Genomic DNA, 16631 nt, shown 5'->3' with positions numbered 1-16631 from the left:
GAACTCGTCGTGCAGGGATTCAAACCATCACCAGATATGGAAGAGAGGGGTACCCGTCAGGAAATGCAGGAAGGGTTCGTCGGTCACAAGGTCACCGTCCTCATCCCTGACCGTTGTATTCCTCAGCGTATCCCACAGGGCATTAAGGTGAGACAGTTTATACGGCATGGCGGGATGCTCAGTCGATAATGCGCATGATGGCGCTGCATTCTGCGTGGTTCAGCGCATAGTCACGCAGACGCCAGTAATGTTCCGTCATGGAGTCGCATTCCGTGCGGCAAGCGTGATGACTGTAAGCGATAAGACAGACTGCAATCCCTGCAGCTTCGGCGCTCATGTCTGAGGCGTTGCCGTTCATGGCGTTGAACAGCGACCAGAAGACATCGTTGTCCGTTTCCGGAACCATGAAGGCCCCGCCGTTGCTGAGAGTATAAAAATTCCAGACACCGCCGCTGTAGTCAGCGCAGAACCGATCCATCCAAGCAAAGACCTGCGGTTCAAGGGTTATCCACTGCGGGATGTTTCCAAAGTGCTGCGGCCAGAACTCCACACGCTGTTCGTCTGGTACGGGCGCGGCTGTCAGAGCATGTGCAGAACCGTTATCGTCAGCCTGCAGAGGTAGCTGATTTTTATCGTTAATATTAATCATGTCGGTCATGTTAATTTTTCCTTATGCATGGAGATGTTGAATGGAAGACTCGGGCCGGGGATTGATTTCGGTGGCGGGGCGCGGGTTATTACCCGCCCAACAGGCCCATCATGTTTTCGGCCATCACCCAGAGCGCACGGTTTAACTTAACGTCGCCATCAATCCCGTTTACTGCGCGGGTATGAGTACGTTTACCCTGCGCGGTACGGCCACTTAGCCCGCCTTTCAGCAGGTTTTCCTGAATGCGCTGGTAGGTAGTCCACAGGTCATCGCTCTCGTCCTGCCAGCGGCGAGGTGCAAGGATTTGCGATTCAGTCACTGGCTGGTACTCTTCCCCAAAACGGTAGGCCAGCGCCGCTTTAGCAAGTGCATGCTGTGCTGGTGGCGGGAGTTGCAGGGACTGCATAGCGTCACGTTTCTCTTCCATCCGGTCAAAGACGCTGAGCACCTCATAGGCACCCTCAATCACCTTCCCGACGACATCCCCCCTGTGTGGCACGCGGATCTCGCCAAACGACTGTCCGCAGACGAGCGAATTAGTGCAGACACTTCGGAATATCCCCGGCAGTAACTGAAAACTCGACGCGCCATCGTGCGAATTCAGAATGATGATTTCCGGCACCTGCTGACCGTTTATCTGACCGGCACGACGCAGGCGCAGCATATGCTTTGTATGTTCCCGTCGGCTCTGGTCGCGCACTCGTGACTGACAGGCAAAGAATGGCCGGAACCCTTCGCGTTTAAGGTTCTCCAGCAGGGTGATCGTGGGTATGTAGGTGTACTTTTCGCTTCTGGAGTCGTGCTTGTCTTCCCCGAAGACGCTGGGGACATGCTGCATCAGTTCTTCGTGGGTTAAGGGACGGTCACGGCGAATCTGGTTCACCCGACCAAAACGGCTGGCTAATCGCATAGTTGATTCCTCATCTGATTAATCTGAAGGCATAAAAGCAAAAGCCCCTGCTCCGTGAGGAGGCAGGGGCTGGATGTGTTGTTCTCAATGAACGGATAGGGCGGGCGGGACTACAGCGTATCCAGAATCTTAAGTATCTGCGCCATCAGGGCGGTGATAAGTGCAGTAACCAGCAACGTGACAGCTTCTCTGGCCGTATCAATGCTGCTGTCATCGTAGCCAGCCTGACGGAAGCGGATTTCAATATACTGCCGGGCCTGATGCCCGCCGCACCAGGTCAGCACCTGACCTAAGGCAGTGATTAGAATTTTTAAAAAGGGCATAGGAAAGCCTCAACGCCACCGTAAGGTGGCATGCAAAACGAAATCCATGGGAATGTGAGAGCACCCGTTTCAGACGAAACGGGTGCTGGGACGGTGTATGGAGTTGATGCTAATCCGCCGTGAGGGAGGTACAAGCTGACATATCAGCAAGCACCTTATGAACATTACTGGCTGAGGGTGTGAAACTGGCTACTTTTTTGTCGTTAACCCAGACTTCAAATGATGTTGCTTTTTTGACAGCATCAATGAATGATACCCAGGCATTATCCCCATTACGCCAGCCCAGGGAAGCAGGCACACCATACTGTTCGCCACCGGTGACGAGCGTAATAGCGGTACCGTCATCCTGTGAACTGAGGGTGCGTCCATCCGGCAGGGTGACCAGTACGCTGTGCTGGAGCACCTGGTTCTCATCGGGATTACTGGTACAACTGATGTTGAGTCCGGTATGCTGCGGGCTGGTGATGATGTATTCGGACATGCCCATGCCGAAGCCTGAATGCCAGATATTGGGAACGGCAAACGCTGTGGGTACAGCACTCAGTATCACAGCGGTGAGTGTAACAGCTAATAATATTTTCATGGTTTCTCCTTAATGATTACCGATGATTTAAATTCGTAATCACAGCATTTAAACCCGGTTTGTTACGCCTTTCTTATCGTGTGCGAAACATGGACATTATATCGACAGAATAAAAATCATTTAATGCCAGCTCTCCCCCCTGAGCAGCATAAACTCTTGCCACCGGGCGTAATAACTTATCGCCAATATCCTTAATTGTCTGACTGTTCTCTGGCGTATTACCGACTTCAGTGACAGGATGTCCCTTTGACTGATAGAGGTTATATTCTATTGTGCCTGTGACCTGTCTGGTTCTTGCCATATCCATTGCTGCTTTATTCACATTTGCAATAAATCCTTTATTACTCTCGTAGCCGGGCTCGCTCTCCGCCCTGTGGGTAATGTCATCAATCCTCTGTTTTAAACGGCTAGTTTCATCATCAGATAACATAGCGGTCAAGCGAACCTTACAGGTTAACGATTTAGCATTCGGATTGCTGTCAATAGTCAGGGGGGTATCCCAGTCTACCGTCACTGCCTTGCCAGTCAGGCCTGACTGACTGTATGGGCGAAATGTTCTGAAGTCGCGTTCATTTACAGCGCTACTGACTATAGCCTCATTAACTGATTTTAATACCTCCTCGTTTTCACACGAGAAATTATCCCCACACCCTGTCAGGGTGAAAACGATAATAATAAATATCGCTGATTTGTACGTTTTCATTTCAGGTTCCTTCGTATTGGTTAATAGATTTTTTAATGTGGTCGGGTGAGCAGACATTTTTCACCTTGTTTTTTAATGCAACGTCAGAGAAATAAACTTATTTATGAATAATTCCGCTGATGTAATTAAAATGAGGAAGCGCACGCATAAACCTCGGATCCTGCATGATGTGGTCGATATGTCTGTTCCGTACAAAACTGCTGACAGTCATCACCACATCGGTAATTGTTGAGAGGGTAAAAACCTGAATGCGATCCTTCGAGACAGCCACCAGATACCACTCTCCGTCGTGGCAAATGAGCCTGTAAGGTGCGACTGATGGCTGTTGGCGTTCCTGATGCAGGAAGTGGATAAGGCGATGACGGATGATGGCCTGAACGATGATCTGAAAACCGCCAAATAATGCAGGGGCCTGTTGCGGAGGATCATTCCAGATGATGCAGGGAGAGTCCTGACCACTATCAAGGAGTACTGAAAGCAGCTTAGGATCAAGAGCCGGAAAATAATGTGCAACGCTGGTTATTCGGGCAAAACGCAGAATATCATTGTTGGTGCGAAAAGGTCCTCGTGCATCACGGAGGCTGACGTTTCCGTCGATATATTCTGTGTCGATATAGCGCAGACGTTCACGCAGGTCTCGCTGTACAGTGCGTTCAGATACGCCAAATTCCTGCGCGAGTTGCCTGACACTGAGCGTTTCGCCCATAAAGAGGCGGCTGACCAGTATGGCGAGACGACTGGCTAACCGGTCATAACGGTGTTCCTGTTCAGGCATGGTAACTGCTCCCTGCAGAAAATAGCCGGACCCGCCATCGGTCGGCCAAAGTGGATTAACGGGAAATATGTTGCTGACGGAGCCAGGCCACGATCATGCATGCGGGTATGGTTACCCGGTAGGCCGGACCGGTAATGTCGGAAATCATCCATGCTGGACTGAGTGCAATGGCAACGGGACCTGCAATGACAGACATAGCCCTTGACGCCACGACCACAGTGCCCCAGGTAGCAATGCCACCCAGTGAGGTAATGATGCCTGCAGACATCACAGTAGCAAGCTCCAGTGCCGCCAGAGAGGAAGTCCGTATCGCTGCCTGTACCGCCATGATGATGAGCTGAGGCGTCGGGTTGGTCAGGTCAAGCTGCATTGTGCGGGAAAAAGCAGACAGCTCTTCCTGCGTCATCTGAGACAGGCTTTTCTCCAGAACCTTCATTAACAGGGCGAGCTCAATGGTTTCAGTAGCGCTTTTCGTGTTGTAGTTAACATCGAGTTTTTTGCAGACATCTTCGAGAATTTCCCGGTAAACCACGCCCTGCCCAAAACGGGCCATACTCATTAAGGTATTCGCGCCATAGCGCTGAAGCTCAGCGGCTATCAGTTGCCAGTAGCGGCGATGGTCCGGTGCCAGCAGACGGTATTCCGGAGAACTGGTCAGGCTTTCTGTCCAGCGGGTGTCGCCGTCGCGTGGGTCAGTGGTCAGGATGGAAATCAGCAATTGCAGCTCTTCATTGCTGCACTGGCCCAGCAAATGTAAATCTGCATCGTTACGGTAGACAGCCATTATCCGCCCTCAGTCAGTGTGATATGAAGTCACACTGTAAAAGGGACTGCTGCACGGATGTGTCACCGGGAATGGTTAATATATGCTCCATGCTAATGAATTCGGACAGCGTGTGTCTTGAAATATACAGTATTACCCCGACTATAATAATTTTGTTGTATCTGGGTATTGTCAGTATAATGAGGGGGGCTTTTGATTTCGGTTATTTTCCTGCTTTGTACTGGTTCATGGTAATTATATATTTATAAAATCTTAATGAGTCCCCCTTGAGTTTTATTGTGTGTTTTTTGGAGAGGTCTGGTAACCCATATCCTTTAGCCTGGTCGTTAACGTAGATTTACATTTCATTGCGATAGTCTATTTGTGATTTTATAAAGGAAATATAAATGCCAGATCTTGCAAAGTAAGATACCAGGCAAGTACCCATCTGGTTTAGGTGGTAAAGCACGTGACGATGTTGCCGTCCGAATTTGTTAAATCTGACTTCTTTATGTTAACAACAGGTCGGTTTTGTCCACTATTTTGCAGAAATAAGGCCGGTCTTAGCTATCTGCATCGGGAGACCCACTCCTGATCCCCGCTTAGCGTCAGAAATGAGGAGATATAACCAAAACCCCATCTTTATCAAGTGGTGGTGCTGTGAAATATGTATTGTAAAATAAAACGCAGGCTTCCTGATTATTCAAGTCAAGACCAAAATAGCGAGCCATATAATCCTCAAGTACGTTTTGGTAATATGCATGAATCAATCTTTCTTTTCGCCTGGCTCGCTCCGTTACGTCTTCGTGCAGCCCGGAAAATATCTCAAGTAAGTTATCTTTATCCCCATTTAACATGGCATGAAAAGCTGCGACTGCAAATAACTCATTTGCAGGGCCAGCTGACAGCCAGTGACTACTTTCAATATGATTAATAGATTCCCTTAAATCCCAGAGCTCCAGGCGCGATGATTCCTCCTTTAAAAGTTTCAATAAAGGTGGATAAGCATAAATATCTGTGCCAAACAGTCTGCGTGGTATACCAGGATCAGCAAATGTCACATTCTTTACAGGAGATAATGCTTCCTGTATTTCAAATGCTCCATATTTCTCTGTGAGTGCTTTCAATAGCGTTGATTCAACAGACAGGGATAAGCCTGCCGCTTTTATGCCGCTGAATGTTCCTCTTGTGTTACAAACAGGCACTGAGTCTTTCATCATTCTGTTAATCAGTGACGGAGCGATAATAATGTTACGTGTGATATTAGCTCCTCCTTTAGAATTAGGATAAATATGGCACAGTTCTAACTCCAGCCAGGGCGTTAAGCGTTTTATTGCCAGCCCCTTTGAGTCAGTCACCCTGCGGCCATTGATCGTGTTATATGCTTTCTGGTGAGCTGCTTTACGCTCGTATAACCTGATAAGTTCAGCGATGTCATCAGGGCAGTTGATACTCCCCAGCCCGAGGGGATTATTCTTCAGCATTGATTCTACGTTAATCCAGTAAGAATGTTTTACCAGACTGACAATGGCATCGTCATCTATAAGTCTTCTGTCTTTGTTACGATGCTCAATACAACAATACCGTTGATTGCGGGTACCAGACAGACTTATACCACAGGGCGGGTACTGGCACGTCAGACCCCACCTTTGGGCTCTTTTAGCTGCATTAGATAGCTTACCCTGATAATGTTTTGGGCATAAGCGCAATTTACGCTCACCTGGTAAATCACCTATTGAGAGATTACAATTATTTCTTTTACAAATAGCCATAATAAGACTCTTATTACATTCAATATTTTTGGATGATAAATAATCAATTGCTCACTAATCATGAGCATAATTGATAGTGTTTCTTAATATATCGTTAGTAATTAAGATGTATTTGTCTCAAATGAGACTGAAATACACTAGCAATTTAATGCATTAATCTAATGCATTGTTAATGCTCTTATTTATGGATGCTAGGCAATATCTGTCGATGATGCCTGATGACGTTTTAACAACCACTCATCCAGTTCCGATTCAAACCAGCCGACAGATTGCATGCCCAGTCTGCGTTGCTTTGGAAAGGTTGCGTCGTAGCGTGGTGACTTCGGATTGATCCAGTCGTAAATGGTTGAACGAGCTATGCCGAGTTTGTTCACAACGGCACGGATGCGTAGTACCTTGAGATTTTGTGCAGCCATGTATGTTTGTCTCTCTTTGTCTCAGTATGGATGCGATCTTACAAGGCAGGAAAAGGGGAGAGTATGTCCGTAGTGAAGGTATTGGAAAAAATCTTTTATTACAATGTGGTAGAGATTTATTTTGGGCGATTTTCACCGTTTTTTGTTGATGTCAGACCTGATTATTTGTGAAAGTTGTAAATACTGGACCAAAAGCTGCCTTGTATCTGGTTCGATGAGTTCAGGGCCGGGGTTTTGGCCCTGAGATATCTACCATGTCAGAGAAGACAATCTGTTTCCGCATGAAAGCTATCATTCAGAATCTGGGAGTTATGAATGGCTGATGTTAAAGAAAACCTTTTATTTGAAGAATTATTAAGCAGATACCGGAAGAAAAAAAAAGCACTATGCTTTCATCTAGGGATCAAACAGAAACATATTGCAAGAACAAGGGTGACAGAAGATGTTGAACTTATTGTGGTGATAAACACAGGGAGGCAAACCAGCTCTAAAGATTTAGCACAGGCACTGGCCTGCCAGCAGGGAGAGAAAAACTGGCGGCGCTACCTTAAAGTATTCAGTCGTTCTGCATGGGTAGAAAAAGGCATCAGGGGCAATCTGGCTGATGCTCAACAAACCTGGGCGCAAGGGAAGGCGATTCTGAAATCGGATCCCGATCATGCGGTGCAATTGATGCAGAATGCCATTGCTCTTCTGGAGTGTGGTCTGAACCGCTGTGCAACTGCAGCAGCTAAAAATCTCAAGGAGCAACATAAACTCAATTCTGCTTTTGGCGGGAAAAGGAAAGCGGCACGTTTTAACGGTATTAAAGAGGAGGTGATAAAATTACTGGGAGCGCGACCCGGGGGATGGAAAACGAAGACGGATGCTATAAGTGACCTCATTAAAGATTTACGTCCCTATATTGAGGATCATGGGTGGCCTTCTGTTAAGGATGAAGACGACTCGCTCGATGAGGCAGAAATCGAGGGGAGGTTGGGTGATTTGTTGCGGGAATGGTCTGTCCCCAGTGGAGATAAGTGTGTCAGTGCAGCGTTTGCAAAAGCAGTAAGAAAACGCTGAGGCAATCAGGGCACCAGTAAGCTATTTTGAATAACAGCTCACCTGTTATAGTTAGTTGTATTAGCTCAAACTTGATCTGGCACTGTTACTGCACAGGGCTTAACCTAAGCTGACAGGCCGCATTGTGCCAGAAGCTGACGTTTGCAATTCGCCATTGAACTCGATAAGCCAGTTTAAGAACAAAGCCTTCAATGTCGTTAGCGACAGGCTATGCCACTTTTCATTCGTCAGAAGTGACCACTTCGTCAACGACGGGGATAAACTGATTGAAGCTGCCGTACAAAATCACTTATTCTTTTCTATTAATAAGGTGCAGGGGATAAGTCATGACCGGTGAAATTCGCGGAAGGGGAAGACCACGAAAAACAGAAAGTACCTATGCAGATACTCGTAATGACCTGATCCGCAGCGGACTTGAACTGCTAACGCAGAATGGTTTTCTTTCGACGGGAGTCGATGCCATTGTCAAAAATGCCAGTGTTCCTAAAGGCTCATTTTATTATTATTTTAAGAGTAAAGAGGAATATGCTCAGACAGTTCTGAATGCCTATGACAGTTTCTTTCAACATAAACTCAAGAAACATCTTTATGAATCATCCTGCTCACCGATGGTACGTCTGGAAAATTTCATAGATGATGCCTGTGATGGGATTAATAAGTATAACTTCACTCGTGGCTGTCTGGTTGGCAATATGATGCAGGAGAGCCCGGGGCTTCCGCCATCCTTTATTAACCAACTACAGAGTATTCTTGAGCGCTGGCAAGCACTTGTTGCGGCCTGTTTGTCCGATGCGTTATCTTCAGGCGAAATATGTTCCGATATGAATGATACGCAACTGGCGGCCATTTTCTGGAGTGGCTGGGAAGGCGCAGTCATGCGCGCCAAACTTTATTGTTCAATCCAACCTGTGTACGATTTCTGGAACTATTTCAAAACTTCTGTACGCTATCAACCATCGCCGGAAGTGGCGGCTGAATAGTAAAAAGAGGGGCCTAAACCGGCCCCTTAATAAGTCAGCATCAATCTCAGGCAGGACCTTCTATCCATCTAATTAGCTACATTGAATCACTGCCCGGCCACGAATTTTGCCATTGAGAAGTTTTTCGGCCACATTGATGGCCTCACTGAGTGGATAAACGGTAGTCAGGCTATCCAGTCTGGACTCTGGTAAATAATTTACCGCCTGCTGCCAGATCGCCGCTCTTTTTTCTTTCGAAAACATAACACTGTCAATCCCTTTAAGCGTGACACCACGCAGGATAAACGGAGCCACGTTCCCCATCAGTTCCATGCCCTGTGCCATGCCGCAGGCTGCAACAATGCTGCCATATCGCACCCCGGCGCAGGCGTTGCAGAGCGTGTGGCTGCCGACTGTATCAATGGCGGCAGCCCAGCGTTCTTTCTGTAACGGTTTTCCTGGTGAGGAAAGCTCGGAGCGATTAATAATCTCTTCTACACCGACCGTTTTATAAAGCCAGGCGGCTTCTTCCGGGCGACCAGTAGACGCGGTGACGCGGTAACCCATTGATGCCAGGATCATGGCTGCAATACTTCCGACACCTCCGCTGGCACCGGTAACAAGTACCGGACCATCTTCAGGCTTAACACCATGATTTAACAGCGCGTCGACACACAGCATCGCGGTAAAACCAGCGGTTCCGATAGCCATTACGTGCTTGCTGTTTGCGCCAGTCGGGAGCAGGGTCAGCCAGTCTCCTTTTACCCGTGCTTTTTCGGACAATCCACCCCAATGTTTTTCCCCTACACCCCAGCCGGTAAGAAGAACCTTATCCCCGGCCTGATATTCCGGATGTGAACTGGCGGACACCGTACCGGCAAAATCAATGCCTGGCACCATTGGAAAGTGCCGGACGATGGGGCCACGGCCCGTAATGGCCAGGGCATCTTTGTAGTTGATGGATGAATAGTCAATAATGACCTCCACATCACCCTGCGGAAGCTCACTTTCAGCAATTTCAGCAAGTTGCGCACTGTAGCGATCATCTGTTTTGTTGATTAATAAAGATTTAAACACTTTCACCTCGTCTGTCTGGTCGTTTACCGTTCAGTTATTAAGTCGTTCATAAATAATATTGACCGATCGTCTAATAATCAACACAACTATCCCATTGTTTTGTCAGCATTCAAGAATTATTATTCTTTTCATTAGCTTAAAGCTGTTTTTTTTGATCTGTATCAAGCTGGGTTCGTGTTTATCTGGTGAAGAGAGGAAAAGTCAGCGGCCATGGACGATGCACAGTTAAGGCTTCAGGACTCGGCTAATGATGCAATAAAACAGACAGGCTTTGATGAGTTGACCTGCTATTCGCTAATAGCAGGCCTTTGAATCAGTTAGCTTCAGCTATGTGTCAGAAGCGGACATAACCAGTTAGGAATAAGTGACTAGTCGAAGCAACTCCGTAATTCATGTCCAAGAAAGCGGTGATTTAGTCCTTATTGACTGGAAAAGGTTTGGCAAAGCGAGTCCTGCTATCTACAGCTCCGTAGAATTGAAACCTCTTTAACTATATCATCCCGGACGAATCCGGTGAGATCGACGTTATTCCTGGACAATTAAAGTTAACATTCATTACGAATGACTTATCCATGTAAATACTAATATTTGTGACGAATCATAATAAGTGATGTTTTTTTACTCAGAATTAATTACGTCATTGGGTTGCTGTTATTTTTGTCATATTTCAACCTGTCTTCACGAAAGCGATCCGCATTTTCGACAATCCAGGTCCATAGCGGGATCATACGAATAAGCAGTTCCATACCAGTATCAGACAGCTCGTATTCGACTCGTGGCGGAACTTCACTGAAATCATGGCGGATAACAAGACCGTCCCGCTCAAGTTGTCGTAATGTGCGCGTCAGCATGCGCTGAGTCACTCCGTGCATACGTCTGCCAATCTCAGCATGACGTAGTCTTCCATAAACGCCAAGCGTGTTGACAACGCCTAATGACCAGCGACTTCCCGCATGGGCCAACACTTCCCGACGCAAACCATCATCATCATCCCGCAGACCTTTACATACCTCCTGCGAATACTGAAGAATTTCATCCCGCCCCATCCTGCTTCCCCCCGGTATCATGCGTGTACCTTCTTTTTTTGCCTTATATGACTTGTTAGAGTGATGTAGTACATTCTTTTACAGGCCAGATTATGAACAAAATGGATCTTAACACCACTTCTAAAAATATCCTCGTATTGGGTGCCGGTGAACTGGGCCTTCCCGTTTTGCGCAACCTTACCCGTCGGGCAAAAGATGTTGAGGGTGCAAAAATCAGCGTGCTTCTACGTGAGAATACCGTAATGTCTGGCGAACCAGCCAAACAGAATCTTATCGCTGAGATCAGAAATCTTGGGGTTGAGATAGTTACGGGTGATCTGGTGAAAAGCACCATTGAGGAGCTCGCAGTCGTATTTTCTCAGTATGACACGGTAGTCGGTTGTGCAGGTTACGCCGCGGGCATTAATACGCCCATGAAACTGGCACAGGCTGCTCTTCAGGCAGGTATCCCCAGATATTTCCCCTGGCAGTTTGGCGCAGATTTCGACGCCATTGGCCGGGGCAGTCCTCAGGACATTTTCGATGCACAGATTGATGTACGTGATTTACTTCGCAGCCAGCATCAGACTGAGTGGGTCATCATTTCGACAGGCATCTTCATGAGTTACCTCTTCGAACCTGACTTCGGGGTTGTTGATCTCCAAAACAATGTTGTACATGCTCTGGGCAGTCTGGATAACACGATGACGCTGACGACGCCGGATGATATCGGAATGCTCACTGCCGAGATTGTATTTTACACGCCCCGTATCCGCGATGAGATTGTGTATATTGCCGGTGATACACTCACTTATTCAGAAGTGGCCGACAGACTTCAGTTTGCTCTTGGCCGGCCTTTCAGCCGTTCAGAATGGACTGAACAATTTTTAATGGACAAACTGGCTCGTGACCCTCAGGACATGATGGGTAAATATCGTGCTGTTTTTGCTCAGGGGCGTGGAGTCGCATGGAACAAGAAAGGTACGTTTAACGAGCAACACAACATCCCGGTCACCGACGTGGCAAGCTGGATAAAAGCAAATCTTCTCCCAGGCAACAGAGAATAATATTGATTGAGCTATCGTAGACAGGTTTAGCCTTTCTTTCCCCATTTTACGGATTTCTGAGTTGGGTGAACCATCATCTTTACTCCGCGCCTTATGTTTCGCCAGACTGGTAAAAGAAGTCGAATTCGCTAACTCAGCTATGGGGAAGCTCAAAGTTGAAACAGAGTTTAATCTTGAGGGTTTTCTTTAGCCAACAGTGATAGTTAATGCAAGAGAAGACAGTGAGCATTACGCGAGAGGGTTTTGGAAAAAGTATTTTAATTAAAAAAATTAAAGCACCCTGTTTTTAATGCCGATTAAATTCATTTAACGGAGGAAATTATCTATGTCAATCACGATTCAAACCAACTCAAATTTAACAGCGCTCAGCAATCACCAGCCAAAAGAGAGTTCGCGTACAGCGCAGATCATGGCACAAATCCAGCAGCTAACCGAGAGGCTCGGCAAGATTTCTTCTGAAAAAGGGATGACAACAGAGCAGAAGAAAGAGATGGCTGAACTGATCCAAAAGCAAATTGAAAGCCTGGAAGCCGAACTGGAACAGTTACTAAGGAAGCAGACTGATAATAAGTCGGAGAAAAAAGGAAATGAACATATGGTACAGGCAGATGAAAATCAGACAAAAGATAATAACAACAATATGATTGACATCTATGTCTAATTTTTGGTTTTGCATGGCCCTTTAAGGGCCATTCTTCCTTTTCCTCATTTCAACACTTTCATTGGAAAAAACTTCCACTTCAGACAGGACACTTTCCCGGAAAATTTCTTACATCAGCAGATACTGTAAACAAGTTAGTTCTTCAGGGGATAAATATAAATGCGAGGCATACATTAACGATAAGGACGTCTGCACCAGTACAAACGTCCGCCATGAAATGGATCACTCATTCATTAAGTTAATGCTAAAAACGCTCAGAAAGCCGATCACCGAAAAGCATGATGGCAAGCCCGACGAGCATGACCAGCATTCCGCCCAGCTTGAGTAGCGAAACCGGTCGCCTTATGGCACCCAGCAGGCCAAAATGATCAATCATCTGAGATGAGAGTAACTGTCCGACAATCGCCAGCCCGAGCAGAGCTGAGAAACCGATTTTTGGTGCCAGCACCACATAGCTAAACAATGCACCGGCTCCGATCAGTCCGCCTGCCAGGCTCCACAGTGGCTGGGAAGGAATTGCCGCAAGCGAGGTGAATAATCCCCCGCGCAGCAGCGAGTAGATCCCCAGCGTAAATGCCCCGGCAGAGAAGGAAAACAACGCGGCGGTGACCGAATCGCCTCCCAGGCCTCGTGCAAGCTGACTGTTCAGGGTTGTCTGCAGGGTGATCCCGAGGCCCGCGGCAAAAGCGATTAGGTAATAAATCATGCTCATGCGTTTTATCCCTGTCAGTGCGCCTGTTCCAGAGGCAGGAAGGTTTCTGCAAACATGTCAGGTTTATACCCGGCGGCTGCAAACAGATGTTCACGCGATTCATCAATCGCTGCATGGAGGCGTGCTCTGTCGACGCCCACGACCATGCCGTTCTGTTTAACAATGCGCCCGCCAATCATGACGGTATCAATATTGCTGCGTTCTGTCGCATGTACCACCGTGCCAAAGGCATTCCCGTTAGGATAGAGGTTAATGTCGCCGGCATTGATCAGGATCAGGTCAGCCTGTTTACCTGGCGTCAGGCTGCCGACTTTATCCTGCAGCCCGGCACAGTAAGCGCCATCGACGGTTGCAGCCTTGAGAAGCTGCGCTGCCGGAAGCATTGTCAGCGAATACTCTGTGCCGCGGCAGTGCTGTCGCTTATGCATGCCCATCACACGCTGCAGGTAAAATGCCACGCGCATCTCCATGAACATGTCGGTGCTGTAGGACGTTTCATTATCGACGCTCAGACCCGGCGTGATACCGTGACGTTGTGCTGCCTCAATAGCAAACATGCCGTCTTCAATACCATAGTGCGCATCAGATCGCGGACAGACGTTCACCCGAACACCGGCTTCGCGCAGGATTTTCCATCCTTCGTCAGGGAGCGCAGTGCAATGATTAAAGATATTGTCCGGTCCCAGCAGCCCCTGTTGATGCAGTGACCGAAGTTCAGCCCCCATTTCCGCACCGAAGAATTCAGTGACGATAGGCAGCCCAAGCCGGCGGGCCTCGGCCCACAATTCGGGCTCGAGCTGAGCCATTACCGCAAGAGACACGAGACTTTCAGGGTTATTCCGGAAATACTTCTCCTGCAGCCGCTGCCAGTTACCCGGCCAGTGCGCTCTGTCCCAGTCACCTGACACCGGCGCACCTGAAGCGTGGATGGCGCGAATACCAGCGTCGAGCAATGCCTCCACTGCTGCGTCTGAATGTGCAGCAGTGCGGCTGTTATGGGAGTTATCAATGATTGTCGTGATACCTGCGTCGATAGCACCCAGCGCGGTCAGCAGGTTACCCACATAGATATCGGAGGGGCGATAGTATTTTGCAAACGAGAAGTGCGTGGCGTTGCTGTAGTCGTCCAGACAGGTGGCGTTCGGGTTGATGCGGCGCAGTTGCCCTTCCCATGAGTGTCGATGAGAATCTACCATCCCAGGCATAGCAATCATGTTCGTGGCATCGATGACATGGGCACCCTCTGCGTTCAGGTACTGACCCACGGCGGTAATGGTTGCGCCCGTGATAAGAATATCACCTCGCTCAAAGTTGCCGACATTCTCATCCATGCTCAGTATGGTCGCGCCACGGATCAGCGTCGCCGATGGGGTTACGGTCTGATTATTCATAATGTTTCTGGCGTAATTCGTCATTTAAACAGTCTCTTTCCTGGTCAATAGGAAAACGATACGTCACTCAATTAATACGAAAAAGATGCTTAACGTGTTTTCATAATTCAATATTTACGAATAATAGTAACTACAACAGACAGACCAGAGATGCTCAGGAGCAGTAAAATGGATCGTATTCAGGCAATGCAGATCTTTATGCGGGTGGCTGAGGGCGGCAGTTTTGTGCGGGCGGCGGAAACGCTGTTACTGCCGTCCTCAACGGTAACAAGTTCGATCAAGAGCCTCGAGAACTACCTGCAGGTACGCCTACTCAACCGTACGACCAGACGGGTAAGCCTAACGCCAGAAGGACTCCACTATCTTGCACAATGCCGGGAAATACTCTCATTAATCGAGCATACGGAATCCAGTCTGACGGATTCCGTCAAACGGCCGCAGGGACGGTTACGCGTCGATATGCCCGGTGGTATCGCCAATTTCATCGTCATGCCCAGGCTGAAAGACTTTTACCAACGTTATCCGGATATCTATCTGATGATTGGGGTGAGCGACCGTCAGGTCGATCTTGTTCAGGAGGGGGTTGACTGTGTGATAAGAACGGGTGAGCTGATTAATTCCACGCTTGTTGCTCGCCCGCTGGGACGGTTACGCTGGGTGACATGTGCCTCTCCGGACTATCTGAAGGAATACGGCATTCCCCGGTCTCCTGAAGACTTATCTCAGCATCGTGCAATTCACTATTTTTCTGGACAGCCCCGTCGTAACGACGAATTGCGTTTGATGAAGGGGTCCGAGACGATTTCCGTATCTGTCAGCGGACAAGGGGCCGTTAACGAAACAGGACTGTATATTAAAATGTGTCTTGAGGGGTTCGGGCTGGCTCAGCTTGCCGAGAATATTGTTTCTGAGCATCTGCAGCAAGGCACGCTGGTCGAAGTGATGTCCGACTGGCAACCACCGTCAGTTCCGGTCGCTTTGCTTTATCCTCATCAGCGCTTTCTTTCTCCTGCAGTACGCGCGTTTGCTGACTGGGTATCCGGGCTTTTCCCGAAGTGATGGCAGGAGGACAGGCACGCCGTATCTGAAAGAAGCATTTTGCTGAATGAGATTAGGTACGAACTGTCGGATAACGTTAACATGCGCCTGACCCCGAACGACTATAGCCCGGCCCTGAAAAACGCCGGGCTATATCATTGTTCAGGAAAAGGTTGCTATCAGATGATCGCTGAAGCGGCGGATTTCATTTTCCACATCCGGCGATTTGACCACGTCATTTGTGATAAAGGTTGGGAGTGATCTCATACCGAGGAACTGATTGGCCTTATGAAGATGCAGGTATAATCCGTCCACGCCGACACCCTCAAAAAACTGCTCCGGATCGTTAAAAGCTTCCAGTGGGGCATTCCAGGTCAGGGATAGCATGTATTTTTTGTTCTGAAGAAGACCACCCGAACCGTATTTTTTTGAGCCATCAGAACGCGTACGACCATCACTTTCATACAAAGAACCATGACCTTCGGTAAAGACTTCATCGATCCATTTTTTTACCGTCCATGGCTCACCCATCCACCATCCCGGCATCTGATATATCAGAATATCACTGTTAAGAATCTTAGAGATTTCGTTCTGTGGATCAAAATTACTGTCTGCCCTGGTAACGGATATCGTGTGTCCGAGATGGCTCAGCACCTCATTTGCGGTGTTGACATAAAGTTCGTTTAGCTCACCTCTGGCAAAGTTAAAACTTTTAGCGCCATTGATAATAAGGATGTTACTCATA

The 16631-nt window shown here is 47.9% G+C and carries 20 protein-coding genes; 5 read left to right on the top strand and 15 right to left on the bottom strand.

Annotated elements, in window-relative coordinates; translation table 11 throughout:
• Nucleotides 1-27: 27 nt before the first annotated feature.
• From ACWHWP_RS17845 to ACWHWP_RS17800, 10 genes are all read right to left on the bottom strand, one after another.
• On the bottom strand, nt 28-168 hold the full coding sequence (locus ACWHWP_RS17845; RefSeq protein WP_227010060.1) for a hypothetical protein: 141 nt from the start codon (nt 166-168) through the stop codon (nt 28-30).
• A 10-nt stretch (nt 169-178) separates the two neighbouring features.
• Complete coding sequence (locus ACWHWP_RS17840) at nt 179-658, bottom strand: antirestriction protein (protein WP_075206252.1); 480 nt, start codon at nt 656-658, stop codon at nt 179-181.
• Nucleotides 659-737: 79 nt separating this feature from the next.
• The gene (locus ACWHWP_RS17835; protein ID WP_039077576.1) at nt 738-1559 is read right to left on the bottom strand and encodes a DUF932 domain-containing protein; all 822 of its coding nucleotides are present in this window, start codon (nt 1557-1559) and stop codon (nt 738-740) included.
• A gap of 110 nt (nt 1560-1669) precedes the next feature.
• Entirely contained in the window at nt 1670-1882 is a 213-nt protein-coding gene (locus ACWHWP_RS17830) for a hypothetical protein (RefSeq protein ID WP_032938024.1), read from the bottom strand.
• Between the two features lie 109 nt (nt 1883-1991).
• Nucleotides 1992-2465, bottom strand: a complete 474-nt coding sequence (locus ACWHWP_RS17825; RefSeq protein WP_032938022.1) for a hypothetical protein — start codon at nt 2463-2465, stop codon at nt 1992-1994.
• A gap of 73 nt (nt 2466-2538) precedes the next feature.
• Nucleotides 2539-3168 (bottom strand): hypothetical protein, encoded by a 630-nt coding sequence (locus tag ACWHWP_RS17820; RefSeq protein ID WP_032938019.1) that lies wholly within the window; start codon nt 3166-3168, stop codon nt 2539-2541.
• A gap of 97 nt (nt 3169-3265) precedes the next feature.
• Nucleotides 3266-3943, bottom strand: a complete 678-nt coding sequence (locus ACWHWP_RS17815) for a helix-turn-helix transcriptional regulator (RefSeq protein ID WP_032938016.1) — start codon at nt 3941-3943, stop codon at nt 3266-3268.
• A gap of 55 nt (nt 3944-3998) precedes the next feature.
• The gene (locus ACWHWP_RS17810; protein WP_049102039.1) at nt 3999-4727 is read right to left on the bottom strand and encodes a DUF3944 domain-containing protein; all 729 of its coding nucleotides are present in this window, start codon (nt 4725-4727) and stop codon (nt 3999-4001) included.
• A 587-nt stretch (nt 4728-5314) separates the two neighbouring features.
• Nucleotides 5315-6478 (bottom strand): hypothetical protein, encoded by a 1164-nt coding sequence (locus ACWHWP_RS17805; protein ID WP_233619447.1) that lies wholly within the window; start codon nt 6476-6478, stop codon nt 5315-5317.
• A 191-nt stretch (nt 6479-6669) separates the two neighbouring features.
• Entirely contained in the window at nt 6670-6894 is a 225-nt protein-coding gene (locus ACWHWP_RS17800; protein ID WP_032938002.1) for a helix-turn-helix transcriptional regulator, read from the bottom strand.
• 315 nt (nt 6895-7209) lie between these two features.
• On the opposite strand from ACWHWP_RS17800, the gene ACWHWP_RS17795 reads away from it, so the two are divergent.
• On the top strand, nt 7210-7956 hold the full coding sequence (locus ACWHWP_RS17795) for a hypothetical protein (protein WP_032938000.1): 747 nt from the start codon (nt 7210-7212) through the stop codon (nt 7954-7956).
• 326 nt (nt 7957-8282) lie between these two features.
• Nucleotides 8283-8936 (top strand): acrylate utilization transcriptional regulator AcuR, encoded by a 654-nt coding sequence (acuR, locus tag ACWHWP_RS17790; protein WP_032937998.1) that lies wholly within the window; start codon nt 8283-8285, stop codon nt 8934-8936.
• 72 nt (nt 8937-9008) lie between these two features.
• Here the strand turns inward: acuR and acuI are convergent, their stop codons facing one another.
• Together acuI and ACWHWP_RS17780 are read right to left on the bottom strand one after the other, a co-directional pair.
• Nucleotides 9009-9992: an acrylyl-CoA reductase (NADPH) gene (gene acuI / locus ACWHWP_RS17785; protein WP_032938122.1), complete on the bottom strand. Its 984-nt coding sequence runs from the start codon at nt 9990-9992 to the stop codon at nt 9009-9011.
• Between the two features lie 632 nt (nt 9993-10624).
• A complete protein-coding gene (locus tag ACWHWP_RS17780) occupies nt 10625-11059 on the bottom strand; it encodes a winged helix-turn-helix transcriptional regulator (RefSeq protein ID WP_200005245.1) in 435 nt (144 codons plus the stop codon).
• Between the two features lie 71 nt (nt 11060-11130).
• On the opposite strand from ACWHWP_RS17780, the gene ACWHWP_RS17775 reads away from it, so the two are divergent.
• A complete protein-coding gene (locus ACWHWP_RS17775; RefSeq protein ID WP_032937994.1) occupies nt 11131-12084 on the top strand; it encodes an aromatic alcohol reductase in 954 nt (317 codons plus the stop codon).
• A gap of 325 nt (nt 12085-12409) precedes the next feature.
• Entirely contained in the window at nt 12410-12745 is a 336-nt protein-coding gene (locus ACWHWP_RS17770) for a FlxA-like family protein (protein WP_032937991.1), read from the top strand.
• Between the two features lie 244 nt (nt 12746-12989).
• Here the strand turns inward: ACWHWP_RS17770 and ACWHWP_RS17765 are convergent, their stop codons facing one another.
• Together ACWHWP_RS17765 and ACWHWP_RS17760 are read right to left on the bottom strand one after the other, a co-directional pair.
• Nucleotides 12990-13457, bottom strand: coding sequence for a DMT family transporter (locus ACWHWP_RS17765; RefSeq protein ID WP_032937984.1), 468 nt, complete (start codon nt 13455-13457; stop codon nt 12990-12992).
• Nucleotides 13458-13471: 14 nt separating this feature from the next.
• Nucleotides 13472-14872, bottom strand: coding sequence for an amidohydrolase family protein (locus ACWHWP_RS17760; RefSeq protein WP_032937983.1), 1401 nt, complete (start codon nt 14870-14872; stop codon nt 13472-13474).
• A gap of 144 nt (nt 14873-15016) precedes the next feature.
• Between ACWHWP_RS17760 and ACWHWP_RS17755 the strand changes: the two genes are divergently transcribed.
• On the top strand, nt 15017-15907 hold the full coding sequence (locus tag ACWHWP_RS17755; RefSeq protein WP_032937982.1) for a LysR family transcriptional regulator: 891 nt from the start codon (nt 15017-15019) through the stop codon (nt 15905-15907).
• Between the two features lie 141 nt (nt 15908-16048).
• On the opposite strand, the gene ACWHWP_RS17750 is transcribed toward ACWHWP_RS17755, so the two are convergent.
• The gene (locus ACWHWP_RS17750) at nt 16049-16630 is read right to left on the bottom strand and encodes an NAD(P)H-dependent oxidoreductase (protein WP_032937979.1); all 582 of its coding nucleotides are present in this window, start codon (nt 16628-16630) and stop codon (nt 16049-16051) included.
• Between the last annotated feature and the right edge of the window lies 1 nt (nt 16631).

It is taken from the genome of Enterobacter sp. WI-ESBL-E8 (assembly GCF_053364895.1).
This window is presented reverse-complemented; position numbering and strand designations above follow the sequence as displayed.